We start from the raw sequence: 23,951 nt of genomic DNA on the forward strand, positions 1-23,951 counted from the left end.
ATGCGGGCGCAAACCGAACGCAGCAACTGGTTAAAGTCCAGAACAGACCCGCTCCTACCCCTCGAGCGGGTGTCAACGCAGACGAGACGGTGAGCAGATGGATCTCTTCGAATACCAGGCGAAGGAACTCTTCGCCAAGCACGGAGTGCCGACTTCGGCTGGGCGTGTTACGGACACGGTCGCAGGAGCACGCGAGATTGCCGAAGAAATCGGCAAGCCCGTAATGATCAAGGCGCAGGTCAAGGTTGGTGGCCGCGGCAAGGCCGGTGGCGTGAAGTACTCGCCCGACGTGGATGCCGCAGTGGCAAACGCAGAGGCAATCCTGGGCCTGGACATCAAGGGCCATGTCGTCAAGAAGCTGCTGGTCGCAGAGGCAAGTGACATTGCCGAGGAGTACTACATCTCCTTCCTGCTCGACCGCACCAACCGCACCTACCTGGCTATGTGCTCGGTAGAGGGTGGCGTCGAGATCGAGGTCACCGCCGAGGAGAACCCCGACGCTCTCGCCAAGATCCCCGTCGACGCAGTCAAGGGCGTCGACCTCGCGTTCGCGCGCAGCATCGCCGAGGCAGGAAAGCTGCCCGCAGAGGTGCTCGACGCAGCGGCCGTCACGATCCAGAAGCTGTGGGAGGTCTTCATCAACGAGGACGCACTCCTCGTCGAGGTCAACCCCCTCGTTCGCACGCCTTCCGACGAGATCCTCGCCCTCGACGGCAAGGTCACCCTCGACGAGAACGCAGCGTTCCGTCAGCCCGGCCACGAGGCATTCGAGGATCGCGACGCAACCGATCCCCTCGAGCTCAAGGCCAAGGAAAACGACCTCAACTACGTCAAGCTCGACGGTGAGGTCGGAATCATCGGCAACGGCGCAGGCCTTGTCATGTCCACGCTGGACGTCGTCGCATACGCCGGCGAGAACCACGGTGGCGTGAAGCCCGCCAACTTCCTCGACATCGGCGGCGGAGCTTCCGCTGCAGTCATGGCAGCCGGCCTCGACGTCATCCTCAACGACGCACAGGTCAAGAGCGTGTTCGTCAACGTCTTCGGCGGCATCACCGCGTGTGACGCTGTTGCCAACGGCATCGTCGGCGCACTGAAGACCCTGGGCGACGAGGCAAACAAGCCGCTCGTCGTTCGCCTGGACGGTAACAACGTCGAAGAGGGTCGTCGTATCCTCGCCGAGGCCAACCACCCGCTGGTCACGGTCGTCGCAACCATGGACGAGGCCGCCGACAAGGCCGCCGAACTCGCTCACGCAGCGAAGTAAGGGACTCACAGAACAATGGCAATCTTCCTCACCAAGGATTCAAAGGTCATCGTCCAGGGCATCACCGGCGGCGAGGGCACCAAGCACACCGCTCTGATGCTCAAGGCCGGCACCCAGGTCGTCGGCGGCGTCAACGCACGCAAGGCCGGCACCACGGTCTCGCACGTTGCTGCTGACGGTTCCGCTGTCGAGCTCCCCGTCTTCGCGACGGTCGAAGAGGCAATCAAGGAGACCGGCGCAGACGTCTCCATCGCGTTCGTCCCCCCGGCCTTCTCGAAGGACGCCATCGTCGAGGCTATCGACGCCGAGATCCCGCTCCTCGTGGTCATCACCGAGGGCATCCCGGTCCAGGACTCCGCTTACGCTTGGGCGTACAACGAGTCCAAGGGCAAGAAGACGCGCATCATCGGACCGAACTGCCCCGGCATCATCACCCCGGGTGAAGCTCTCGTCGGCATCACGCCAGCCAACATTGCCGGCACCGGCCCCATCGGCCTGGTCTCCAAGTCGGGCACCCTGACCTACCAGATGATGTACGAACTCCGTGACTTCGGCTTCTCCACCGCCATCGGCATCGGCGGCGACCCGGTCATCGGCACGACGCACATCGATGCCATCGAGGCATTCGAGAACGATCCAGACACCAAGGTCATCGTGATGATCGGTGAAATCGGTGGCGACGCGGAAGAGCGCGCAGCCGATTACATCAAGGCTCACGTCACCAAGCCGGTTGTCGGCTACGTGGCAGGCTTCACCGCTCCCGAAGGCAAGACCATGGGCCACGCAGGCGCCATCGTCTCCGGTTCCTCGGGAACGGCTCAGGCCAAGCAGGAAGCTCTCGAAGCTGCAGGCGTGAAGGTCGGCAAGACGCCGTCCGCCACCGCTGCTCTCGCTCGCGAGATCCTTCAGAGCCTCTAAGTTCTTCGTGCGGAGCGTAATGCTTCGCGTGTTCGGACTACAGCGCCCGCAATCAGGTTTTCTCCTGGTTGCGGGCATTGTTCGTTACTGCGAGAGCGTGGCTGCCGGGCGTCTCAGACGTCCACCCACGTATCGCCCGCGGTTTCGAGTTGGCCGGCGCCCGAGGTGATCGACGCAACCGTCGACGCAAGGTATTCGGGGTCGTGAGTGGCAAGTGTCAGAACAGCTTTCGATCCGTAGTCGGTCCCCAGGACTACAACTCCGCGGGCGCGCAGTTCGGCCTCGACGCGGCCCGCCTCCCCATGTCGAATTGCCAAGGTGTGCAACGTTCGTCGCTCGCGGCCGACCAATGGGGCGGAATCCACCGCGACCGACACGGCCCCGGAATACGCGCGCACCAAACCGCCCGCGCCCAGCTTGATGCCACCGAAATAGCGTGTCACGACCACGATTACGTCCACGAGATCGCGGGCCTTGAGTACCTGCAGCATCGGAATCCCGGCAGTGCCGCCGGGCTCGCCGTCGTCGTCGGCGCGTTCGGACCGCGACGATGCGTCGTAGCCCACCACGAAGGCCGAACAATGATGGCGCGCATCCGAATACAGTGATTTCTGTTCGGCCAGGAATTGTTTTGCGGCCTCTGTGTCCTCGACTCGGCGGAGCGAGGCGATGAACCGCGAGTGCTTCACTTCCGTCTCGACAGTGTGATCCGCGCCGGGAGCGAGAGTGAAGGGCATCTGTCCATTGTCTCCTGTCGGTGTTGGCGTGAGAAGACAAGGCACATAGGCTGGAATCGACAGCCGTCCGTCCACGAGGGGAAGCCATGACGTTCACACCGCAAGGGTCAAATTTCGGAGGATCCTCGTACGGATCGCCGACGCCCCCGAACGCAGGCGGTGGGGCCAAGATCGGTTTCTTCTTGACCATCGCTGTAGCCGCGTTGGGAATCGTCAACTTTCTGCTCGGGTTCGCCCCCTTCACCTCGATCACGAGTTCCGGCGTCGGTTCCGAAGTGAGCACGACATCCAGCTTCTTCGAAACCAGCGTCTACGGACTCGGATTCCTCTTTGCCGGCGGTGTTCTGGCTGCGGTGTCATTGCTGCCGCAGCAACGCTACGCAGGGATATTTGCCGCGTTGTCCCTGGTCGGATATGTCTCGTTGGTGTTCACCGCGTTCAGCCTCGGTTCGACGGATTACCTCGATATCGGCTTCGGATGGGGACTGGTAGTCGTCCTCGTCCTCGGATTCGTGCAGACCGTCGTCGCGGTGGCTGCGCTGCTCTTCGACATCGGAATCCTCAAGGCCCCCGCGCCCCGGCCGGTAGCTCCCCAGGCGTTCGGGCAGGGCTACCAGCAGTACGGCCAGCCGCAGCAGCAGATGTACCAGCAAGGCCAGCCGGGGCAGCCGCAGCCGGGCCAGGCGCAGCAGTACGGGGCTCAGAGCCAGCAGTACGGACAGCAGTACGGCCAGACACCGCAGCCTGGCGCGCAGCAACAGGGATATGCGAGCGGATACGGCGCCACACCCGCGGATTCCGGCGACACGTCGGCCCAGCAATCCCAGCAGTACGGCGGGTACACGCAGTCCGCGCCGCAGTACCCCTCCGGGCAGCAGCCTCCGGCCGGGTATCCGTCCCAGCACCAAGCGTCGTCGTACCCGTCTGCCCAGCCCACGCCTTCACAGCAGACCGGTTTCGAAGCTCCCGCAACTCCCGAAACGGGCGAGAACACCGACCCCGCAGCCGAGACTCGAGCTTTCGAACCTCGGAACCCCGACGAGCGTCAGCAGTAAGGGGTTTTCGGATTTGTCCCGGCGGCGCGCCTGAGTGCGCGCCGCGACGTCGGGTGAAATCCTCGAGGGGATGAATTCTTTGACTGATCGAACACGACCACGCCCTTCTGCCGGTCAGCAAACACGAGGGCGTACGTCGCTGCGAACACCCGCGCCCGAAGCAGACGAGACGCGAACCTTGCTCACGGTGGCCTTCCGGTCGTCGGGAATGGCGATCCTGCTGATCTCGGCCGTCGTGGTCGTCACACTGGTATCGGCGAGCAGTGATCTGACCGGGACATTCGGCGCCATCGCGGCGACGTGGCTGGCCATTCATCAAGTTCCCGTTTTCATCGACGACGTTCAACTCGGTGTGCTGCCGTTGCTCCCCACCGCACTCATGATGTGGGTGGTAGCCCGGCGATGCGCGTCGGCGGCAACACTCGTCGATACGCGCGTAGCAGCAGCGCGACTCGTGGGCGCAGCTGTGGCGGGACCGCTCACAGTGACCGCGATCTGCCTGGCTGTCGTTGCGGACGCGTCCGCGGCAATCCCACTGTCGAGCCCCAATGCACTGAGTGCGTTCGGATGGGTCGCCGGAATTCACCTCGTGGCCGCGGCGGTCGGCGTTGCTGTCGCTCACTGGCAGATCATCGAACCGGAGCTTCCACGCTGGGCATCTGCTGCCGTTCGCCCGGGCGCGTGGACAACAACGGCGCTGCTGGCAGCGGGATCGATCGCCGTTCTGTGTGCGCTTCTCATCTCCTGGTCCACCGTCGGCGATCTCCTTTCACGCGGCGGTGGCTTTGTCGGAGCACTGGGTCTGACCGTGCTGTCGCTGCTCTATCTGCCCAATCTTGTTGTCGGTGCTGTCGCCGTCATGACGGGCGCAAGCGCCGACATCGGTGAGGTCTCCACCAGCGTTTTCGGCAACGTCGGCGGCGATCTTCCACCCCTGCCGATTCTCGGAGCCGTTCCGGCCGGCCAAGGTGGCGGGTTCTGGCCCGTCCTCCTCGTAGTTCCGGTTGCGATCGGGATTTACCTCGGCCGCGACTGCGCACGCCGCGTCGGCGGGCAGGACGGAATCCTCACAGCCGTTGCCGCCGCGTTCATGAGCGGAACAGTGATCGCCTTCCTCGCCCTCGCCAGTGGTGGGGAGTTGGGGTACTTCGGTGCCGTCGAGGTGACCTGGTGGGCCGTCGGGTTGCTGACCTTCGGCTGGTTGGCGTTGTTCGGATCGATCAGCGCACTGATCACGACGTGGTTGCAGCATCGGGCGGTACCCGCGCCGAAACCCACGGTGACGGCGCCGCCAGTCGAAGCTGCAGAGTCGGATGAACCCGCGGAGTCGGCTGAAGCTGCAGAGTCGGCTGAGTCCGAAGACGATGATGCGAGCACGGACCGGGCCGACGAGTCGGTGGACGAAACCGATTCCGCGCACGAGACGGAGCCCGAGGAGCCCGAGGAGCCCGAGGAGCCCGATGCTCCAGAACTCGAGGCTGAAGAAACCAAGGCTGACGAGGTCGAGGTTGACGCTGTCACCGTCGTTGACGATTCTGCCGACGAGTCTGCGACCGACCTGCCCTCACCGGTGAAAGACCCCAGCGACTAAGCTGTCGTCTGGCCGATTGTCCGGCCACACCATCTTCTAGATCTCAGGAGTAGAGCGCTGACTGCCTCGGCCCACAACCTGCAGCAGGCGACGCCTACCCGCGTCGTGGTTCTCGCCTCCGGAGCCGGAACCCTCCTGGCCTCGCTCATCGAAGCGTCGTACACCGAGAACTATCCCGCGAAGATCGTTGCCGTCGGTGTCGATCGAGACTGCGCGGCCACCGAACATGCGGGCGCCGCCGGGATTCCCGCGTTCAAAGTGTCGATCAAGGACTTTGCCGATCGCGCCGCCTGGGACCTGGCACTGACTTCCGCTGTTGCGGAACACCAGCCGGATCTGGTGGTGAGCGCCGGTTTCATGAAGATCCTCGGACCCAGTTTCCTCGCGAAATTCGGTGGCCGGATCATCAACACCCACCCCGCGTTGCTGCCGGCCTTTCCCGGCGCGCACGCGGTTCCCGACGCGATGGCGTACGGCGTCAAGGTCACTGGATCGACGGTGCATCTGGTCGACGACGGCGTCGATACCGGGCCGATCCTGGCCCAAGAACCTGTGGCAGTGCTTCCCGACGACACTGAGTCGTCATTGCACGAGCGCATCAAAGTTGTAGAGCGGCGGTTGTTGGCGGACGTTATCGCCGCTGTCGCTACACACGGAGTAGTTTCCGATGGACGAAAGGCCGTGATCCCCAGTGAGTGAACGCAAGGCTGTGCGCCGCGCTCTTGTCAGTGTCTACGACAAGAGCGGTCTGATCGAGCTGGCAACGGGTCTGCACGAGGCCGGTGTCGAGTTGGTGTCGACCGGCTCGACCGCGTCGAAGATCGCCGATGCTGGCATCCCCGTGACCCCGGTCGAGGCTCTGACCGGATTCCCCGAATGCCTCGAAGGTCGAGTGAAGACGCTGCACCCGCGCGTTCACGCCGGCGTTCTGGCTGACACCCGCAAGCCGGATCACCTCGCGCAGCTCGAGGAACTCGGCATCGCGACGTTCGAGCTCGTTGTTGTCAACCTGTACCCGTTCACGGCGACGGTTGCCTCTGGCGCCACGCCGGACGAGTGCGTCGAGCAGATCGACATCGGCGGTCCGTCGATGGTGCGCGCTGCCGCGAAGAACCACCCGTCGGTTGCCGTTGTGGTTGATCCGGCCCGTTACACCGATGTTCTGGCAGCTGTGGCCGGCGGCGGATTCACACTGCGTGAGCGCACAGTCCTTGCAGCGCAGGCATTTCAGCACACCGCGTCGTACGACGTGGCTGTTGCGAGCTGGATGACCAGCACCATCGCGGCGGACGAAGACGGCTCGCAGTTCCCGGCCTGGGTCGGTGCCACCTGGAACCGCAGTGCTGTTCTGCGTTACGGCGAGAACCCGCATCAGGATGCTGCGCTGTACGAAAACCCGGCCGCTCCGGCAGGTTTGGCTCAGGCCGAGCAGTTGCACGGCAAGGAAATGTCGTACAACAACTACACGGACTCCGACGCCGCGTGGCGCGCAGCTTACGACTTTGCTGACCCGGCGGTCGCAATCATCAAGCACGCCAACCCTTGTGGCATTGCCGTCGGCTCCGATATCGCCGACGCCCACCGCAAGGCGCATGCCTGCGACCCGGTCAGTGCTTTTGGTGGCGTCATCGCAGCCAACCGTGAGGTCACCGTCGAACTGGCCGAGCAGATCGCCGACATCTTCACCGAGGTTGTCATCGCGCCGTCCTATGCCGACGGCGCCGTCGAGGTTCTGCAGCGCAAGAAGAACATTCGTGTTCTGAAGGCTGCCGCACCGACCGCAACCGGCATCGAGCTTCGCCCCATCTCCGGTGGCACCTTGCTGCAGCAGCGTGACGTCCTCGACGCCGATGGTGACAACCCGGCCAACTGGACACTTGCCAACGGTGAAGCAGCAGACGCGGAAACACTCAAGGATCTGGAATTCGCTTGGCGCGCAAGCCGCTCCGTGAAGTCCAACGCAATCCTACTGGCTTCCGGCGGCGCCTCGGTCGGCGTCGGAATGGGCCAGGTCAACCGCGTGGATGCGGCGCATCTTGCCGTCCAGCGTGCCGGTGATCGTGTTGTCGGTTCGGTTGCCGCGTCCGACGCGTTCTTCCCGTTCCCCGACGGACTTCAGGTTCTCCTGAACGCGGGCGTCAAGGCTGTAGTTCAGCCCGGCGGTTCCGTTCGTGACAACGAAGTGATCGAGGCTGCCAAGGAAGCCGGCATCACGCTCTACCTGACAGGTGCGCGCCACTTCGCGCACTGATCAACTTCGTGTGAAGCGGGCCTCGACGTGAATGTCGGGGCCCGTTTTGTTGTCTCTAGCTTCTCGCGGTGTGTCTATCGGGTCAGGCAGCGTGGATGTGTGTTCCCTGAAGTTCACGCGGAGTTCCGGTGATCACGACACGGGAAGCGCCGCGGGCGCGGATCTCGCTGATCAAGGCGCCAAGAGTCGCTTCGTGGGCCGCGTCGGAGTGCGAGAGGTCCAGCGTCACGGCGTAACCGCTCAGGTCGGAGGGCAGATCGGCATACGGGGGCGCAGTGGACAGTTGGTTGACTCGAAGTTTCATGTTGTTCTCCTGCATGTGAAAGGTAAAAGAAAAGGCACCCGAGGCGTTTGCCCTGGGTGCCCGAAAAAGGATCCGATCAATCGGTGGATCATTCTCGGGGTACACCGCGCTTATGGCTCGCGTGCTTGTGATTCATCGCCTTGCCTGCCAGACGATCTGCCGATGTGACGGCCGAAAAAATCTGTACGGGGGCGGTGCAACTGCGCCAGGAAAGCGCGGATGCAAAGTCCGGGTGAAGCGTCATCTGATCCGTGCCTTTCTCGTTCGGCGTAGCTGGTTAATGGATGACCGTACAGGACGCTGCCAGGGTTTGCACCAATAAAAAACAACACAAACGTAAACTTCGCGTGACTTTTGTCCCGGTGATCGGCGTCGTGCGGTCGCTCTTTGTGCAGGTCCGGTGCTGAAAACGAAAGTCCCCTCACGATGATTCGCAAGGGGAACTTTCATGGTGAAAACAAGGTCGTTCGGTCTGTATGCAGCCCGGCAGTGTGACTCAGCGCAGAGATCGAACCCAGGCAGCAAACGGTTCCGCAAACTCGCTCGAGTACGGCAAGGGTGCAACGTAATCGGGACCGGTCGAGAACTCGTCACCGAGATCCTTGAGCACAAAACTCGCGTTCTTCATCCGTACCGACGTGAGCGCGGTATGGGCGAGAGCCTCGTCGAGTGCCGCGACTTCAGCCGGAACGATCTGGATGTCTTTCGCCGAGCAACTGGTGAGGACTGGCATGCCGGCGGGGAGTGCCGCCACCAGTGCAACCGGGTCCAGTGCATCTTCTTCGGCGAGAGCCTTGGCATTTGCGTACACCAATCCGGCATTGCGAAGAGGTTCGGGAAGATCGTCGGGAACCGTACCGTCACTGCGCAACGATTCGACGGCATCGGCAAGTGCCACACGAAGCTCGTCAGCCAATTCGACCGGCAACTGCCCGGCCCCGACAACTGCGTCGAGCTGCCCGTGAATCTGGTTTGTCAGAAGGTCGAGGAGCCTGATACTCAGCGGCTCGACCAGAGCGAGAGCGTGGACGCGGGAACCGTCGTGACCAGTTGCCACGGCAAGAGCCACCACCGCGCCGTCGCTGTGCCCGATGATGATCAGTCGATCGGCGTCGACGCCGGGTTGCGCCGCCAGGAAGTCCAGACCGGCAGAGGCCGCGTCGACGTACGTGTTGAAACCGAGATCTGCGATGTCGTCGACCTCGTATGGCCCCAATCCGGTTTCGCCGCTGCCGATCTTGTCGTAACGCAGACTTGAAATGCCCTGTTCCTCAAGGAGATCCGCGATGAATCGAAGCGTTCCGATATCGCCTTCGAGTAGTGCGCTGTCGCCGTTGCGATCGGTGGGACCGCTACCCGCGAGGATGAGTGCGGCCGGTGCTTGTTCGTCTGGAGTGGTGGCGAGGCGCAGGCTCCCGAAGAGGGTGACGTCGCCGGATTGAAACGTGATCTCGGTGTCGGACATGACGACCTGTCTACCAGGTTCGGATGTTCAGGCTGTGCGCGCACTGCGGAGGCGGCGCAGGCCCCGCCAACTGAACCACAAGAGCGCGGCGAGCAGCGGAATGATCAGAAGAGGAAGGATCATCGCAATCAACGACGTGAAGAACGTCAGCACGTCCTCGACGACGGAGAGAACAGGGTTGGCGAGCCCGCCGGTAGTTGCCGTACTGACCGCTCGCGCGCCGGTCTGTGCGGAGCTGAAAGTCAGGGCTGTTGGTGCCCCGACGATGATGGCGGCTATCCCGGCCACCGCAGGATCAAGATGGCTGAATGCCGCCCAGGCCGCGATCACCCCCGCGATGGGGCCGGTGACATTGCCGACCACGGACAGCGCGTTGTCGACAAACGGAATGAGGTCGGCACCCAATTCGACGACGGCGGCTATCGCCAGCGCCACCAGGGCACCGGTCGATCCGATCCACTGCATCGACTCACCGACAGTGATGCCGAACAGCTCGAAATGGACGGCAGCGCTCAGCATCAGTAGCGGTAGGAACGTTCGCATCCCCGACGCGGCGGCAAGGCCGAGGCCGAGCATGGCGGGCAAGACCCAGGTATCCATGGGTGGAGTTTAGGTCTACTGTGCGCCTTTATTAACCGCCCGCGGTTGATAAAGGCGCACAGCAGATCATCCGGAAAGGGACACCATGTCGACCATGTTCTTCCTCAACCTGCCTGTCACGGACCTGGGTAGGGCAACCACGTTCTACGAGGGACTGGGATATGCCAAGAATCCGCAGTTCTCCGACGACAACGCGTCGTCGATCGTCATCAGCGACGAAATTGTCGTGATGTTGCTGGCAGAACCATTTTTCAAGACCTTCACGTCGAAGGAAATCGCCGACACGTCTACGTCGACGGAAGCGCTGTTGGGTCTGTCGGCGGAGACTCGTGAGGCGGTGGACGCCATTGTCGACAAGGCGCTCGCGACCGGTGGTAGCGCTGGAAATGCCACTCAGGACCACGGATTCATGTACTCCCGCAGCTTCCAGGATCCCGACGGTCATATCTGGGAAATCATCTGGATGGACCAGTCTCAGGTGGAGGGCTGACCTCGAATCTTTCTCGGCGCGCGGCGCAATCACGCAAATGCTCGTAACTTGGTGTGGTGACTGTCGCCAAGACCCTCGGTGAGCTACGCGCCGCCGGACACGTGCAACGGAGTGTCAAAGAAGAAATACGGGAGAACCTTCTCGCCGCGTTGCGGGACGGCCGCGATCCTTGGCCCGGGATAGTCGGGTTCGAGGACACGGTCGCTCCGCAACTCGAGCGGGCGCTGATCGCCGGCCACGACGTCGTTCTTCTCGGCGAACGTGGGCAGGGCAAGACGAGAGTGCTTCGTACGCTCGGCCTGCTGCTCGACGAGTGGACGCCCGTCATCGAAGGATCGGAACTGGGGGAGCACCCGTACGAGCCGATTACGCCGGCTTCGATTCGCCGCGCCAAGGAATTGGGCGACGATCTGCCGGTGGCGTGGCGTCACCGCAGCGAGCGGTATTCCGAGAAACTCGCGACTCCCGATACCTCGGTCGCGGACTTGATCGGTGACGTCGATCCGGTCAAGGTCGCCGAGGGACGCAGCCTCGGTGACCCCGAAACCATTCACTTCGGCCTCGTACCTCGCGCGCATCGCGGCATTGTCGCGATCAACGAACTTCCCGATCTCGCCGAGCGCATTCAGGTGTCTCTTCTCAACGTGATGGAAGAGCGGGACATCCAGGTTCGTGGATACACGTTGCGGCTCCCGCTCGACGTGCTGTTGGTGGCAAGCGCCAATCCAGAGGACTACACCAACCGCGGGCGCATCATCACGCCGCTCAAAGACCGTTTCGGTGCCGAGATCCGTACTCACTATCCGGTCGAATTGATGGACGAAATTGCCGTGATCGAGCAGGAAGCGCATCTCGCGGCGGAGGTTCCCGACTACCTACTCGAGATTCTTGCCCGCTTCACCCGACTGCTCCGCGAGTCCACCTCGGTGGACCAGCGTTCAGGCGTCTCTGCCCGGTTTGCCGTGGCCGGTGCCGAGACCGTCAGTGCCGCAGCGGTACGACGCGCCGCCGTCCTCGGTGAGGCGGATCCTGTTGCGAGACCGGTGGATCTGGACTCGGTGGTGGAAGTACTGCGCGGCAAGGTGGAGTTCGAATCCGGTGAAGAAGGCCGCGAACTGGAGGTGCTCGAGCACCTGTTGCGTCGAGCGACGGCAGATACCGTCCGGGTGCGCCTGGGCGGAATCGACCTGGGTATGTTGGTTGCCGCCGTGGAGATGGGCAATACCATCGTCACGGGTGAATCCGTCACGGCCAAGGCGCTTCTCGACGAACTGCCGGAGATCGAGGTTCTGGACGAGATCGCCGAACGCCTCGGTGCCCAATCCGACGGTGAGCGTGCCGCGGGCGCCGAGCTGGCACTCGAGGGGCTCTACCTCGCACGGAGGATCTCCAAAGATCAAGGCCCGGGCGGCCGCTCGGTGTACTCGTAAGGAGCGGGCGATGATTCACAATCCGCGCTACGGGCCGTACGACGGCGGCCCTGATCCGCTGGCACCGCCGGTGGACCTGCGAGAGGCATTGGCGGCGATCGGTGACGACGTGCTGTCCGGCACGTCGCCTCGCCATGCGCTGCGCGAGCTCCTGAGGCGCGGAAACCGGGACATGCGCGGGCTCGACGACCTCGCTGCCCAGGCGAATCGGCGTCGACGCGAACTGTTGCGCCGCAACAACCTCGGCGGCACTCTCGACGAGGCCCGGAAATTGCTGGACAAGGCAGTTCTCGAAGAGCGCAAGGAGTTGGCGCGCGCTCTCGACGACGATGCCCGGTTCAACGAAATGCGCATTGAGGAGCTGCCACCGTCGACGGCTCAGGCGGTTCAGGAACTCGCCGATTACAACTGGCGCAGCGAGCAAGCGAGAGCCGACTACGAGAAAATTCGTGATCTTCTCGGACGCGAGGTTCTCGATCAGCGTTTCTCGGGAATGAAGCAGGCTCTCGAGGGTGCTACCGACGAGGATCGTGAACAGATTCGCCAGATGCTGGCAGATCTGAATCAACTGCTCGACGCCCACGCACGAGGGGTTGACACTCCAGAGCAGTTCGCGGAGTTCATGGACAAGCACGGGGAATATTTTCCCGACAACCCGCGCAATGTCGAGGAACTACTCGACTCTCTCGCGCAACGCGCTGCTGCCGCGCAGCGCCTCCGGAACTCCCTGTCGCAAGAGCAACGCGAAGAGTTGGATGCGCTGGCGCAGCAGGCTTTCGGTGATCCGAGCCTGATCGACGAACTCGGAAAACTGGATCAGTATCTGCAGGCGGCACGGCCAGGGGAGGACTGGGAAGGTTCGCAACAGTTCCGCGGTGACAACGGACTGGGCTTGGGCGAGGGAACCGGCGCACTGTCGGACATCGCAGAGTTGGAATCCTTGGCAGATCAACTCTCCCAACAGTATGCGGGCGCACAACTCGACGACATCGACCCCGAGCTGCTCGCGCGGCAACTCGGCGACGAAGCCGCAGCCGACGCACGTACACTCGCCGAACTCGAAAAGGCGTTGCAGGAACAGGGCTTCTTCGATCGGGCACCCGACGGTCAATGGCGCCTGTCGCCCAAGGCAATGCGCCAACTCGGGCAGACCGCGCTGCGCGACGTTGCCGGTCAGTTGTCTTCGAGAAACGGACAACGAGATACGCGTCGGGCCGGTTCGATGGGCGAACCCACCGGAGCGAGCCGGGAATGGGAGTTCGGCGACACGGAACCGTGGGACGTGACCCGAACGATCACCAACGCGGTTCTGCGTGATCCCGGCCGAATCCCGGTGCGGCTGAGCGTCGTCGACGTCGAGGTTGCCGAAACGGAGCAGCGTAGTCAGGCTGCCGTCGCGTTGTTGGTGGATACGTCGTTCTCCATGGTGATGGAGGATCGCTGGGTGCCGATGAAGCGCACCGCTCTAGCGCTCAATCATCTGGTGAGCACCAGATTCCGCAGTGACGAACTGCAACTCATCGCCTTCGGACGCCACGCACATGTACTGAACCCGTCGGAGTTGGCGGGATTGGACGGCGCGTGGGACCAGGGAACCAACCTCCACCATGCGCTCTTGTTGGCAGCTCGGCACCTTCGACGCCATTCCAACGCGCAACCGGTGGTGCTGATCGTCACCGACGGTGAGCCGACGGCTCACCTCGAAGCCGACGGGGAAGCGCGGTTCGACTACCCGCCGAGTGCCCGAACCCTCGGACTTACGGTTCGTGCGCTCGACGCGGTCGCCAGGCTGGGCGCCAAGGTCACGTTCTTCCGACTCGGTGACGATCCTGGTCTGGCCAGGGTGGTCGATCGCATGGCGCACCGCGTGGGCGGACGCGTCATAGCTCCTGATGTCGACGGTCTCGGCGCAGCCGTGGTGAGTGACTACATGCGGGGGCGCCACTAGTTCTGTTCCGCAGGTTGGTGCTGGGTGATGCAGTGGATTCCGCCGCCGCGTTCGAAGAGCGGCCTAGCGTCGACTGTGACGACGGTTCGTCCGGGATACGCGGCTGAAAGAATCTCTACCGCTTCGGCATCGGCGGGATCGTCGAAGCTGCAGGCGATCACACCGCGATTGACCACAAGATGATTGATGTAGCTGTAGTCGACAAACCCCTCGTCGTCGCGCAGGATCTCGGGCGCGGGTACTCGGATGACCTTCCACGGCCGCCCGCCGACGTCGGTCGAGCGTTCGAACAACGCGATGATCGTCTTGCTGACCGCGTAGTCCGGATGTATCGGGTTGCGTTGGTCGTGGACCAGTACCACTCCGGGGGAAGAGATGGCCGCGACGATGTCGACGTGTCCGCGGGTTCCGTAGGTTTCCTGATCGCGAGTCAATCCGCGCGGCAGCCAGATCACGTGCTTGGCGCCGATGGTGCGCGCGAGTTCGGCCTCGATGTCGGCCTTTGTCAGCTCGGGGTTGCGCCCCGGATCGAGTTGGACGGTTTCGGTGACCAACACGGTGCCGAGACCGTCGACCGCAATGCCGCCGCCCTCGTTGACGATTGGTGAGTCGACCAACTGGGCGCCGGACTGCTCGACGACAAACCTGCCGATCTTCGAGTCCTTGTCCCACTGTGCCCACTCCTGTGCGCCCCAACCGTTGAACACCCAGTCGACTCCGCCGAGACGGCCATCCTCGGACAAGACGAACGTTGGTCCGATGTCGCGCATCCACGCGTCGTTGAGCGGCGCTTCGACAATGTCGACCTTCTCAGACAGGTACTTTCGTGCTTCTTCGGCCTCGGCGGGATCCACGACGACAGTGACCGGCTCGAACTCTGCAACGGCGTGGGCGACGGCAGCCCACGTCGAGCGCGCTTCGTGCTGTTCTTCCGCGGTGTCCCCGAGGGAGTATCCGGCGCTGGGGTACGCCATCCAGGTACGTTCGTGCGGTTCGCTTTCCGCGGGCATACGCCAGGTCATCAGTTGACTCCAGCAGTGTTCACCGGTGCGGTCAGCGCCGAGTACGTGTCGGGACGACGCGTTGCCAGGAACGGGAACAATGCAAGCCAGTCGTCACGGTGCTGAAGATCGAGATCTGCGACCAGCACGGCTGATTCGTCGCGGGGAGCCTGAACGAGGATGCGCCCGTACGGGTCCGAGATGAACGACGAACCGTAGAACGTGATGAGGCCTTCACTGCCGTGGCGGTTGGGGACAACCATGAAGGTGCCGTTCGCTATACCGTTTCCGACGATAACCTGCTGCCACAGTGGTTGGGTGTCGAAGTTCGGGTGATCGGGCTCCGAACCGATCGCCGTGGGATACACCAGGATCTGTGCACCGGCGAGCGAGTATGCGCGCGCAACCTCGGGGAACCACTCGTCCCAGCACGTCGGGAGTCCGAACTTGGCGCCGAGTGCCTCGTGAACGGGGTATGCGTCCGTGGCGGGACCGCCGCGGAAGTACGTGTCCTCGTAGTATCCGGCTGTCACCGGAATGTGGAGCTTGCGGGTTCGGGCGAGAAGTTCCCCGTCGGGCGAGACGAGGATGGCGGTGTTGAATCCCAGACCGTCCTCGGCCTCGCTGCGCTCGTACAGCGACGCGTGAACGAGGACCTGGTTCTTTGCGGCAGCCTTGGCGGCGAAGGCAAGCGTTGGTCCGGTGAGTAGGTCTTCCGCTTCGCGTCCGGGATTGTCGCCGGCCGGGGTGGAGGCAGGGTAGCGGCTGAGCGTCAACTCCGGAAGGAAGACCACTGACGCGCCCAACTTCGCTGCGGCCGCGATGCCCTCGTTCAGCTCGGTGTGGAGGTCGCTCGGGTCCTCGTGCCAGCGATGCTGGACGAGGCCCACACGCAATGGGGCGGACGTGGACTGCGCTGTCGCGGCCAGGGACTCAGGCGCCGTGAGGGCGGTGATCGTCAGCATGGGGTTTCCTCAGTGCTCGGGTGTTCGACGTTCAACGTAAAACGAATGTGATTCGTTAAGTATGGTGGGTGAGCGCTGATTGATCAAGGACTTTCGGGGAATTGTTTTTGCGGCGTCTGGACCAGCGCCCAAGATCGAACCGTTCGGATTACACAGGAGGACACATGCCGCGGCCATCGCAACGACTGCTCTCGCCCGAAATCATCACCGAGGCGGCAATCGAATCGGTGGACGAAACTGGCGACTTCACGATGCCGGGACTCGCCGCAAGGCTGAAGGTGCGGCCGTCGTCGCTGTACAACCACGTGTCCGGACGAGCCGAGATCGTCGAACTGATGAGAGCGCAATTGATGGCGGGCATCGATCTCGAATCAGTTGACGGTTCGTGGACTGACACCGTCGCCGCGTTGGCGTCCGAATATCGACGCAGCTATGCCGAGCATCCTCGACTGATACCGCTCTTCACTGCGCAGACCGTGCAAGCTGGCGTTGCCTTCGGCCTGTACAACGCACTGGCGCAGGCCTTCTCGGACGGCGGGTTCGATCCGTCGCAGACGCTCCACGCGATCACGACCGTCGACAGTTTTGTTCTCGGTTCGGCGTTGGATCTGGCAGCGCCGGAGATCCAATGGGCCGCCGGACCAGAAGTGAACGACGCCATGAAGGCGGCATTGGCAACGTCGGGGAAAAATCCCGAACGTGCCGATGCCGCCTTCGAATTCGGTTTGCGCGTGCTGATGGCAGGGTTGGTTGCCCAGTCTCCTACGTCGAACTGAGATCATTTTCTCCTACGTCGAACTGAAATCACTTTCTCCTACGTCGAACTGAAATCACTTTCTCCTACGTCGAACTGAGATCACTTTCGTCGCGCAACGCGACGGTGTCACGGTTGAGGGTCTTGCCCTGGAAGAACTCCGGGTTGCGCACCCGCATGACCATCATCAGTACGGCGCCGAGAATCAGGATTCCGAAGCCCAGGAAGAACACCAGGCCGATTCCGCCGATCGAAGCGCCACTCGCATTCTCCGGGTCCATACTCTCCTGGATCGAGATGACGAACACCGCGAGTAGCATCAAGCCACCCAGTAGCGGGAACGCCAGGCGGAACACGAAGTTGCGCATGCTGTCGAACACGGTGCGGCGGAAGTACCAGACACACGCAAACGCCGTGATGCCGTAGTACCAGCAGATCATGATGCCCAACGCGGCAATCGTGTCGAGGAGAGCGCTTTCGGAGAGGAACGTGACAACGGTGTAGAACACGGCCGTCACGGCGCCGGCAACCACCGTCGCGTAGGACGGCACCAGGAACCGGGGGGATACCTCGGCGAGCTTCTTGGGGAAGGCTCCGTAGGCGCCCATCGCAAGCATGGTTCGTGCGGCCGGGAGGAATGTGGTCTGGAGGCTGGCAACCGAGGATACGAAGACGGCAAGGAAGAGGAGCATTCCGCCCCAGTCGCCCAGCACGGGGTCTGCCAATGCGCCGAAGACGTTCTCGGAGTTGTCGGGATTTCCGAGGCCGAGGCCTTCCTCGCCGACGCCGGCGTACATCATCGCGGCAACGGCAACCAGCAGGTAGGTCAGGAGAATCGTTGCAACACACAGCAGTCCGGCGCGTCCGGGCGTTTTCTTGGGGTTTTTCGATTCCTCGCCCAGCGTCAGGCAGGTGTCCCAACCCCAGAATGCGAAAATCGAACCGGTGAGGCCGATGACAAAAGCGCCGATGGCGAGTCCGCTGAAGGGGTTGAACCAACTCAAGTCGAACGACAGCCCGGCCGGAGCGTCTCCGGCACCGACATGAACCAGCGCGACGACGGCGAAGACGACGAGCAACACCATCTGGAACCCCACGAGCGCGAATTGCACGCGCTCACTTGTGGTGATTCCTCGACTCGCTATCCAGGTGGCCAGGGCGATGAACACCAGCGTGGTGCCGACGTTGACGAGTTTGTTACCCGGTAGATCCGCGATCGACGGGTTGTCGACGACACGGGCGATGAACAGGTAGAAGAAGTCGACCGCAATGGCGGCGAGGTTGGACAGCACGATGATGGTGGCGATCACCATGCCCCAACCGCACATCCAGCCGACGTACGGGCCGAATGCCTTGGTGGACCACGTAAATGACGCCCCACAATCAGGAGTGTCGGAGTTCAGTTCGCGATACGCGTACGCAGTGAGGAACATCGGGATGAAGCCGGCGATGAAGATGGCCGGCATCTTGAGACCGACAGCGGCGACGATCAAGCCGATACTGGCCGTCAGCGTGTAACCCGGTGCTACCGAAGAGATTCCGAGGACCGCGCCGGAGATCATCCCGATCTTGCCGGTGGCGAGACCTTTGGAGCTCAGTTCACTGCCGGCAGGTGGCTGCGTAGTTTCGTTGCTCGTCATGACAGTGCCTCCGGCTGGGTGAATTCGTGCTTGGGCACTACGACCATGGGAACGGGCAACACACGCAACATCTTGGCGGCGGTGGAACCCAGGAAAAGTTTGCGCGGTTGCGCGAGGCGGCTGGAACCGACCATGACGAGATCGCCGTCCTGCCAGTCAAGTTGGCGCACCGCCGATTCCACCGTGGAGCCGTCGGCGATGATGACCTCGATGGGAACCTCCTCGGGCAGCGCTGCCCTTGCGACGTCGAGTGTTTCCTGAGCGTGACTTCGCGCGCGCTCTCTCGCCGACTCGGCGGTGTCGCGGTGATCGCGCAGATCGTTCTGTGGGTCCAGCGCCACCAACGAGACCAGTCGCAGCGGAACATGCATCAGTTCGCTGGTGCGCACAGCCGTGTTCAAGACGATATCGGCGCCGACCCGGGTGCCGAGGGCGCACGTGACCTCACGAATCGCCGTAGCCGACGAGTGCCGGGTTCCGCGCGGCGCCAACGCCACCGGGACGTGCGCCGAGTGCAGCAGTTCGGTGGATACCGAACCTATCGAGTGTCGGCCGAGTAGACCGTCGCCGGACGCACCCACCACAATCGCCAGCGCGCCCAGTCGATCCACTTCGTCGAGCAGTCCCTGAGCAAACGACTCGTGGAAACTCAGGTGTACTTCTACCTGAATATCCTCGGGTACCGACGCTTTCGCCTCGCTGAGCCACTCGTGCGCGCGGGCGGCGAGGATGTCGTCGTAGCCGGCTTCCGAGGGAATCTTGGCCGGGAGGGTTCGGTCCGGGGGGAGGACCATGCAGATGTCGAGTTGCGCGCCGAGACTGCGCGCGAGCTGTGTCCCGAGGACCAGCCCGTCTTTACCGCTGGGTGTGGCGAGGTATCCGACGATAAGGCGCATGGTGGCTCTTTTCCGGATCGGAGGAATCTGCTGTGCGCCTTTATTAACCGCGGGGGTTAACAAAGGCGCACAGCAGAAGGGGACAGCGACTAGTCGTGCGAACTCATGACGTGCTTGAGACGGGTGTAGTCCTCGACTCCGTAGGCCGAGAGATCCTTGCCGTATCCGGAGTACTTGAAGCCGCCGTGCGGCATCTCGGCGACGAGCGGGATGTGGCAGTTGATCCATACCGCACCGAAGTCGAGAGCAGCGGAGACGCGTTGCGTGACACCGTGATCCTTGGTCCAGATGCTCGAGGCCAGGCCGAACCGAACGTCGTTGGCAAGCGTGATCGCCTCCTTCTCGTCGGAGAAGCTCTGGACGGTGAGGATAGGGCCGAAAGTCTCTTCCTGCACGATGTCGTCCGATTGTGCGACGCCGGTGATGACGGTCGGCTCGAAGAAGAATCCGGTTTCGCCCGAACGCTTTCCGCCGGTGACGATCGTTGCCGACGCCGGCAGGTTCGCGATCTTGTCGCTCACGGCGTTGAAGTGGTTGATGTTGTTGAGCGGTCCGTAGAAGGCATCGGGATCGGTCGGGGCGCCGGGACGCAGCTTCTCGGCGTTCCGCACGAGAGCGTCGACAAGCTGATCGTGAATGGATTCATGGACGATGACGCGGGTGGCTGCGGTGCAGTCCTGTCCGCCGTTGAAGAACGCCGCCTCGGCGATACCGGTGGCGGTTTTCTCGATGTCGACGTCGTCGAACACGATGGCCGGCGCCTTGCCGCCCAGTTCGAGGTGGGCGCGCTTGAGCTGCTGCGCCGCGGATACGGCGACAGCGATGCCCGCGCGTACGGAACCGGTGATCGAGACGAGGCCGAGGGCTGGATTCTCCACCAACGTCGCGCCGGTACCGCCGTTGCCGAGTACGACGTTGAACACGCCGTCCGGCAGGATTCCCTTGGACAGCTTGGCCAGAACCAGCGTGCTGCCCGGGGTGGTGTCGCTCGGCTTGAGGACGATGGTGTTGCCGGCCGCGAGTGCGGGTCCGATCTTCCACAGCGCCATCATGAACGGGTAGTTCCACGGCGTGACCTGACCGACGACGCCAATGGGCTCACGACGGACGTAGGAGGTGAAACCCTCCATGTACTCCCCGGCGGCCTTACCTTCGAGGAGGCGGGCGGCCCCGGCGAAGAACCTCATCTGATCGGCGCCGACCTTGACTTCCTCGTCGGCGATCATCTGGTGCGCCTGGCCGGTGTTTGCGCTCTCGGCGGCGACGATTTCGTCGCTGTGCGCTTCGATCGCGTCGGCGAGCTTGAGGAGTGCGGCCTGGCGGACACTCGGTGTGGTCTTGCCCCATGTCTCGAAGGCGCGTTGCGCCGCGTTGACGGCGGCGTCCACGTCGGCTTTGGTGGAGATCGGCGTACGCCCGACGATGCTCTCGTCCACCGGGCTGATCAGGTCGAGCGTTTCCGTTGCGGACGAGGCGACGAATTCACCGTTGATGTAGTTCTCGAGTACGACGATCGACATCGGTACCGGTTCCTCTCGAGGTCGAACGAGTTCCGGCCGTGTGATCAGCACGGAACTCGCACTTTGTGGGGCGTGTGTGAGCAAGTGTGCGCTGACTCACACGTAAAGACAGCTGCCAAAAAGGTGAAATCTTTGATCACCGACGCGCCGAGTTGTACAGTCCACCGCATGGCGATCCCCGTGCGGTGGATGTTGGCACAGTCGGACCTCGCTCTGGAACTCAAAGGCGGGGCGCCGGGAATCGGCCGTGAAATCACATTCGCGCACGCCACGGAACTGCTGGACCCCTTCCGATGGTTGACCGGCGGCGAATTCATCCTCACGACCGGCATCAGGTTGCCGTCGACTGCGCAGAAACGCGGGCGGTATCTCCGCATGCTCGACGCGGCCGGCGTGGCCGCGGTCGGATTCGGAACTGGACTCTCGTACCCCGAGGTACCGGCCGACCTGGTTACCGTCGCCGACGAAATCGGCTTACCGCTGATCGAGGTGCCGCTGCCGACTCCCTTTGCTGCAGTGGTCAAACGAGTGATGAGCCGGCTGGCCGAACAGGAATACGAAGCGGTTCTGCGGGCGTCGCGGGCGCAACCGAAGATGACGCGCGCGGTGATCTCCGGCGGAACCGCCTCGACGGTGCGTGAACTCGCCATCGCGACGTCGGCGTCCGTCCTGCTGCTCGACGCGGCGGGGCGGGTACTCGAGAGCTATCCCGAACTTCCGGCAGACGACGTGATCGAGGAGGTGCGGGGGACTTTGGGTGGCCGCGCGTCCAGCAGCGTGACCCTCACGAGTTCCGGAGCGTCCATTGCGGCGCAACAGATATCCGTCGGGCGAACCCTTCACGGGTATCTCGCGGTGATCAGCCCGTCGCCACTGAGTTATGTCGATCAGATCCTGCTCGGCCACGCGAACTCGTTGCTGGCATTGGACTTCGAGAAGCCGGCCAGATTGCTGGCAACGCAGAATCAATTGAACTCGCACGCGCTCGGCTTGCTGCTGACCGAGGATCGCGACCCCGCGCCGGCGTGGCAACAGATCCGGCCGGCGGCAGACGGAGATGGCATGATCCGCGGACTGACGGTTCTGGCCGACACCGCGGACATTGCGGCGCGAGTCTCGAACGAAATTGCGTCGTTCATGAACAAAGCCGGCCGGCAGCTCTTCTCACGTATCCACGACGCCCGCGTCACGGTTGTTCTGCGTGGAAGCGACGACGTGGACTTCGTTCGAGCGCTGCTCCGGGATGTGGCGACCAGTGATCGCCGTTCGCTGAGGGTGGGCCTGAGCGGCAAACGTGAGGTGCTGGCACTGGCGGCCACAGTCGAGCAATCACAACTCTGTGCGTCGGCAGCGGAAACCGGCGGGGAGCCTTTGGAATTCGCAGCCCTCACCGGGAGCGTGCTGCTGGCATTCAGTTCCACCCGAGACGTGCTGAACACGCTGGCGGAAACGATGATCACCCCGCTCGATCGCTACGACCGGGACAACGGCACCGAGTTGCTGGCGTCGTTGCGGGCTTTCCTCGAAGCCAACGGGCATTGGGAAGCGGCGGCAATCACGATGGGCGTTCATCGGCATACGCTGCGCAGTCGAATTGCAAAGGTGGAGACGCTGATCGACTGCAGTCTGGACGTGGCACGTGTGCGTGCGGAGTTGCTACTCGCGATCATTGCCCGGCAGTCGTAACCGGCTGCCGGGCAATGATCGAGGCTAAGAGGATTACGGCTTGACTCGGGAGACGATGTCGGCCGCCGTCCGTTGTCCCATCCGCACAGCGCCATCCACGTGCTGGTAGCCCTCGGCCGCAATGTCGGAGCAGGAGAAGTGAATCGGGCCGACCGGCGTCCGTGAATCGGCGCCATACCGGTGCAGGCCACCGAGATCGAAGCTCGCGGCGTACGCGCCTCGGGTCCATTCCTCCGAACCCCAGTCGGACTCGTAGTACACGACCGGCTCCGTAGCCTTCGGGCCGAGATAGCGGGCGAGTGAGGCGAGGATCGTGGCCTTACGCTCCTCGACGGAGAGCTCGAACATCGCGTCGGCCTTCTCGTCGGAGACAAAGGCGACCAGGGTGCCACGATCGTCCTCGTGGTTGGTGTTGTCGTACACCTCCTGGACTACCTCGGATGCGCCGAAGCCGGTGCCGGACAGGCCGTCTTCGCGCCAGAACGGAGTCTCGTACACCGCGTGCACCTTGATGACCAGGCCGAGGGACTGGTGCTGGTGCATCTGGTGCTGGCGGCGCGGCAGCGGGGGATCGTAGGAAATCCGGGAGTAGAGATTAGGCGGCACGGCAAGGATGACCTTGGTTGCCTCGACGCGAACATCACCGTCCGCCAACACAACTGCACCGTCTTCGGTCCACTGCACGGTACGCACAGGAGCGTTGAGGAAGACATCGTCGCCGAGGGCAGCAGCCATGCGGATCGATACCTGCTGCATTCCGCCGATCACACGCTTGTCGAGGATGAAATCCTCGTCCACCAGATTGGAGAACGAACCGGCGGAAGCGGCCATGAGAACTGCTTGCAGCGCGGAGAACGCGTGGGCCGGCTTGGTGAGCATGCCACCCGCGATGAAAAGCCCGATGTTGTCGCGAGCTTCGGCGTCGTCGGACTGATTGATCAGCCACTGCTTGAACGAGACGGTGTCGAGATCACGGGCGAGGGGATGCGCCCACGGCTCCTCGGCGCCGATCTGTGCTGCGAGATCGTCCATCTCGTCGATGAGACGGTCCATTTCCTTTTTTGTGGTGTCGTTCGTGGGGAAGGAGTCGCCCGTGTAGCGGGTGCGTTCGCCGGTGGTGGAGATGTAGACGGATTCGCCCTCCCGGTATCGGTCGAATGTCGTAAGGCCGAGTTCGTCGAGAAGCCCGATCAGCGCGGTCTGGTCGGGGGAGACCCACTGGCCGCCGATTTCCAGGACGGCACCGTCGACGGTGTCGGTCCAGGTGCGGCCGCCGACGCGGTCGCGCGCCTCGAGCACGGCGACGGACAAGCCGGCTTTGCGCAGCGCGGTTGCGGCTGCCAGGCCGGAGGGGCCGGCGCCGACGATTGCGACATCTCTCTGGAGAGTAGGCACTTGCGAGCTCCTTCGTAGAACGGGTGACTGATCTCAGT

The 23,951-nt window shown here is 63.1% G+C and carries 21 protein-coding genes; 11 read left to right on the forward strand and 10 right to left on the reverse strand.

Annotated elements, in window-relative coordinates; translation table 11 throughout:
* The first annotated feature begins 97 nt into the window (after positions 1 to 97).
* Entirely contained in the window at positions 98 to 1,267 is a 1,170-nt protein-coding gene (sucC, locus tag FFI94_RS06965) for an ADP-forming succinate--CoA ligase subunit beta (RefSeq protein ID WP_138872340.1), read from the forward strand.
* A gap of 15 nt (positions 1,268 to 1,282) precedes the next feature.
* On the forward strand, positions 1,283 to 2,185 hold the full coding sequence (gene sucD / locus FFI94_RS06970; RefSeq protein ID WP_033234208.1) for a succinate--CoA ligase subunit alpha: 903 nt from the start codon (positions 1,283 to 1,285) through the stop codon (positions 2,183 to 2,185).
* Between the two features lie 113 nt (positions 2,186 to 2,298).
* Here sucD and FFI94_RS06975 read toward each other — a convergent pair whose 3' ends face one another.
* Positions 2,299 to 2,922, reverse strand: coding sequence for a YigZ family protein (locus tag FFI94_RS06975; protein WP_138872341.1), 624 nt, complete (start codon positions 2,920 to 2,922; stop codon positions 2,299 to 2,301).
* Positions 2,923 to 3,008: 86 nt separating this feature from the next.
* Here FFI94_RS06975 and FFI94_RS06980 point away from each other — a divergent pair, with 86 nt between their 5' ends.
* From FFI94_RS06980 to purH, 4 genes are all read left to right on the forward strand, one after another.
* Positions 3,009 to 3,977 carry a DUF5336 domain-containing protein gene (locus FFI94_RS06980; protein ID WP_138872342.1) on the forward strand — a complete coding sequence of 323 codons (969 nt, stop codon included), beginning with the start codon at positions 3,009 to 3,011 and terminating at the stop codon, positions 3,975 to 3,977.
* Positions 3,978 to 4,047: 70 nt separating this feature from the next.
* On the forward strand, positions 4,048 to 5,568 hold the full coding sequence (locus FFI94_RS06985; protein WP_185993144.1) for a DUF6350 family protein: 1,521 nt from the start codon (positions 4,048 to 4,050) through the stop codon (positions 5,566 to 5,568).
* Between the two features lie 57 nt (positions 5,569 to 5,625).
* On the forward strand, positions 5,626 to 6,267 hold the full coding sequence (gene purN, locus FFI94_RS06990; protein ID WP_185993391.1) for a phosphoribosylglycinamide formyltransferase: 642 nt from the start codon (positions 5,626 to 5,628) through the stop codon (positions 6,265 to 6,267).
* The gene (gene purH / locus FFI94_RS06995) at positions 6,260 to 7,819 is read left to right on the forward strand and encodes a bifunctional phosphoribosylaminoimidazolecarboxamide formyltransferase/IMP cyclohydrolase (protein WP_138872344.1); all 1,560 of its coding nucleotides are present in this window, start codon (positions 6,260 to 6,262) and stop codon (positions 7,817 to 7,819) included. Before purN ends, purH begins: the two co-directional genes overlap by 8 nt.
* An 82-nt stretch (positions 7,820 to 7,901) precedes the next feature.
* On the opposite strand, the gene FFI94_RS07000 is transcribed toward purH, so the two are convergent.
* The 3 genes from FFI94_RS07000 to FFI94_RS07010 all read right to left on the reverse strand — a co-directional run bounded on the left by FFI94_RS07000 (position 7,902) and on the right by FFI94_RS07010 (position 10,188).
* Positions 7,902 to 8,123 carry a hypothetical protein gene (locus FFI94_RS07000; RefSeq protein ID WP_138872345.1) on the reverse strand — a complete coding sequence of 74 codons (222 nt, stop codon included), beginning with the start codon at positions 8,121 to 8,123 and terminating at the stop codon, positions 7,902 to 7,904.
* 496 nt (positions 8,124 to 8,619) lie between these two features.
* Positions 8,620 to 9,588 (reverse strand): alpha/beta hydrolase, encoded by a 969-nt coding sequence (locus FFI94_RS07005; protein WP_138872346.1) that lies wholly within the window; start codon positions 9,586 to 9,588, stop codon positions 8,620 to 8,622.
* 27 nt (positions 9,589 to 9,615) lie between these two features.
* Positions 9,616 to 10,188 carry a DUF4126 domain-containing protein gene (locus FFI94_RS07010; protein ID WP_138872347.1) on the reverse strand — a complete coding sequence of 191 codons (573 nt, stop codon included), beginning with the start codon at positions 10,186 to 10,188 and terminating at the stop codon, positions 9,616 to 9,618.
* A gap of 85 nt (positions 10,189 to 10,273) precedes the next feature.
* Between FFI94_RS07010 and FFI94_RS07015 the strand changes: the two genes are divergently transcribed.
* The 3 genes from FFI94_RS07015 to FFI94_RS07025 are packed head-to-tail and all read left to right on the forward strand — an operon-like array spanning position 10,274 to position 14,056.
* On the forward strand, positions 10,274 to 10,678 hold the full coding sequence (locus FFI94_RS07015; protein WP_138872348.1) for a VOC family protein: 405 nt from the start codon (positions 10,274 to 10,276) through the stop codon (positions 10,676 to 10,678).
* 53 nt (positions 10,679 to 10,731) lie between these two features.
* Entirely contained in the window at positions 10,732 to 12,108 is a 1,377-nt protein-coding gene (locus tag FFI94_RS07020; protein ID WP_138872349.1) for an ATP-binding protein, read from the forward strand.
* A gap of 10 nt (positions 12,109 to 12,118) precedes the next feature.
* Positions 12,119 to 14,056 (forward strand): VWA domain-containing protein, encoded by a 1,938-nt coding sequence (locus tag FFI94_RS07025; RefSeq protein WP_138872350.1) that lies wholly within the window; start codon positions 12,119 to 12,121, stop codon positions 14,054 to 14,056.
* Here the strand turns inward: FFI94_RS07025 and FFI94_RS07030 are convergent.
* Complete coding sequence (locus tag FFI94_RS07030) at positions 14,053 to 15,078, reverse strand: agmatine/peptidylarginine deiminase (RefSeq protein WP_138872351.1); 1,026 nt, start codon at positions 15,076 to 15,078, stop codon at positions 14,053 to 14,055. The genes FFI94_RS07025 and FFI94_RS07030 overlap by 4 nt on opposite strands.
* Complete coding sequence (locus FFI94_RS07035) at positions 15,078 to 16,022, reverse strand: nitrilase-related carbon-nitrogen hydrolase (RefSeq protein ID WP_138872352.1); 945 nt, start codon at positions 16,020 to 16,022, stop codon at positions 15,078 to 15,080. Before FFI94_RS07035 ends, FFI94_RS07030 begins: the two co-directional genes overlap by 1 nt.
* Before the next feature lie 164 nt (positions 16,023 to 16,186).
* Here FFI94_RS07035 and FFI94_RS07040 point away from each other — a divergent pair, with 164 nt between their 5' ends.
* Positions 16,187 to 16,798, forward strand: coding sequence for a TetR/AcrR family transcriptional regulator C-terminal domain-containing protein (locus FFI94_RS07040; protein ID WP_138872353.1), 612 nt, complete (start codon positions 16,187 to 16,189; stop codon positions 16,796 to 16,798).
* Between the two features lie 64 nt (positions 16,799 to 16,862).
* Here FFI94_RS07040 and FFI94_RS07045 read toward each other — a convergent pair whose 3' ends face one another.
* The 3 genes from FFI94_RS07045 to FFI94_RS07055 form a co-directional block, all read right to left on the reverse strand.
* On the reverse strand, positions 16,863 to 18,416 hold the full coding sequence (locus tag FFI94_RS07045) for an APC family permease (RefSeq protein ID WP_138872354.1): 1,554 nt from the start codon (positions 18,414 to 18,416) through the stop codon (positions 16,863 to 16,865).
* Complete coding sequence (locus tag FFI94_RS07050) at positions 18,413 to 19,312, reverse strand: universal stress protein (protein WP_138872355.1); 900 nt, start codon at positions 19,310 to 19,312, stop codon at positions 18,413 to 18,415. Before FFI94_RS07050 ends, FFI94_RS07045 begins: the two co-directional genes overlap by 4 nt.
* Positions 19,313 to 19,401: 89 nt before the next feature.
* Complete coding sequence (locus tag FFI94_RS07055; RefSeq protein ID WP_138872356.1) at positions 19,402 to 20,832, reverse strand: gamma-aminobutyraldehyde dehydrogenase; 1,431 nt, start codon at positions 20,830 to 20,832, stop codon at positions 19,402 to 19,404.
* Between the two features lie 168 nt (positions 20,833 to 21,000).
* Here FFI94_RS07055 and FFI94_RS07060 point away from each other — a divergent pair, with 168 nt between their 5' ends.
* Positions 21,001 to 22,518: a PucR family transcriptional regulator gene (locus tag FFI94_RS07060; protein WP_138872357.1), complete on the forward strand. Its 1,518-nt coding sequence runs from the start codon at positions 21,001 to 21,003 to the stop codon at positions 22,516 to 22,518.
* A gap of 33 nt (positions 22,519 to 22,551) precedes the next feature.
* Here FFI94_RS07060 and FFI94_RS07065 read toward each other — a convergent pair whose 3' ends face one another.
* Positions 22,552 to 23,913 carry an NAD(P)/FAD-dependent oxidoreductase gene (locus FFI94_RS07065; RefSeq protein WP_138872358.1) on the reverse strand — a complete coding sequence of 454 codons (1,362 nt, stop codon included), beginning with the start codon at positions 23,911 to 23,913 and terminating at the stop codon, positions 22,552 to 22,554.
* Positions 23,914 to 23,951 lie beyond the last annotated feature (38 nt).

The organism is Rhodococcus sp. KBS0724, from assembly GCF_005938745.2.
Classification (GTDB): Bacteria; Actinomycetota; Actinomycetes; order Mycobacteriales; family Mycobacteriaceae; genus Rhodococcus_F.

Excerpts from the sequence above, each read along its gene's own strand:
- FFI94_RS07025 (WP_138872350.1), top strand. The coding sequence starts at position 12,119 with ATGATTCACAATCCGCGCTACGGGCCGTACGACGGCGGCCCTGATCCG.
- FFI94_RS07050 (WP_138872355.1), bottom strand. The coding sequence starts at position 19,312 with ATGCGCCTTATCGTCGGATACCTCGCCACACCCAGCGGTAAAGACGGG.
- FFI94_RS07015 (WP_138872348.1), top strand. The coding sequence starts at position 10,274 with ATGTCGACCATGTTCTTCCTCAACCTGCCTGTCACGGACCTGGGTAGG.
- FFI94_RS07040 (WP_138872353.1), top strand. The coding sequence starts at position 16,187 with ATGCCGCGGCCATCGCAACGACTGCTCTCGCCCGAAATCATCACCGAG.
- FFI94_RS06980 (WP_138872342.1), top strand. The coding sequence starts at position 3,009 with ATGACGTTCACACCGCAAGGGTCAAATTTCGGAGGATCCTCGTACGGA.
- FFI94_RS07060 (WP_138872357.1), top strand. The coding sequence starts at position 21,001 with ATGGCGATCCCCGTGCGGTGGATGTTGGCACAGTCGGACCTCGCTCTG.
- sucC (WP_138872340.1), top strand. The coding sequence starts at position 98 with ATGGATCTCTTCGAATACCAGGCGAAGGAACTCTTCGCCAAGCACGGA.
- FFI94_RS07010 (WP_138872347.1), bottom strand. The coding sequence starts at position 10,188 with ATGGATACCTGGGTCTTGCCCGCCATGCTCGGCCTCGGCCTTGCCGCC.
- sucD (WP_033234208.1), top strand. The coding sequence starts at position 1,283 with ATGGCAATCTTCCTCACCAAGGATTCAAAGGTCATCGTCCAGGGCATC.
- FFI94_RS07030 (WP_138872351.1), bottom strand. The coding sequence starts at position 15,078 with ATGACCTGGCGTATGCCCGCGGAAAGCGAACCGCACGAACGTACCTGG.
- FFI94_RS06985 (WP_185993144.1), top strand. The coding sequence starts at position 4,048 with ATGAATTCTTTGACTGATCGAACACGACCACGCCCTTCTGCCGGTCAG.
- FFI94_RS07055 (WP_138872356.1), bottom strand. The coding sequence starts at position 20,832 with ATGTCGATCGTCGTACTCGAGAACTACATCAACGGTGAATTCGTCGCC.
- FFI94_RS06975 (WP_138872341.1), bottom strand. The coding sequence starts at position 2,922 with ATGCCCTTCACTCTCGCTCCCGGCGCGGATCACACTGTCGAGACGGAA.
- FFI94_RS07005 (WP_138872346.1), bottom strand. The coding sequence starts at position 9,588 with ATGTCCGACACCGAGATCACGTTTCAATCCGGCGACGTCACCCTCTTC.
- FFI94_RS07000 (WP_138872345.1), bottom strand. The coding sequence starts at position 8,123 with ATGAAACTTCGAGTCAACCAACTGTCCACTGCGCCCCCGTATGCCGAT.
- FFI94_RS07035 (WP_138872352.1), bottom strand. The coding sequence starts at position 16,022 with ATGCTGACGATCACCGCCCTCACGGCGCCTGAGTCCCTGGCCGCGACA.
- FFI94_RS07045 (WP_138872354.1), bottom strand. The coding sequence starts at position 18,416 with ATGACGAGCAACGAAACTACGCAGCCACCTGCCGGCAGTGAACTGAGC.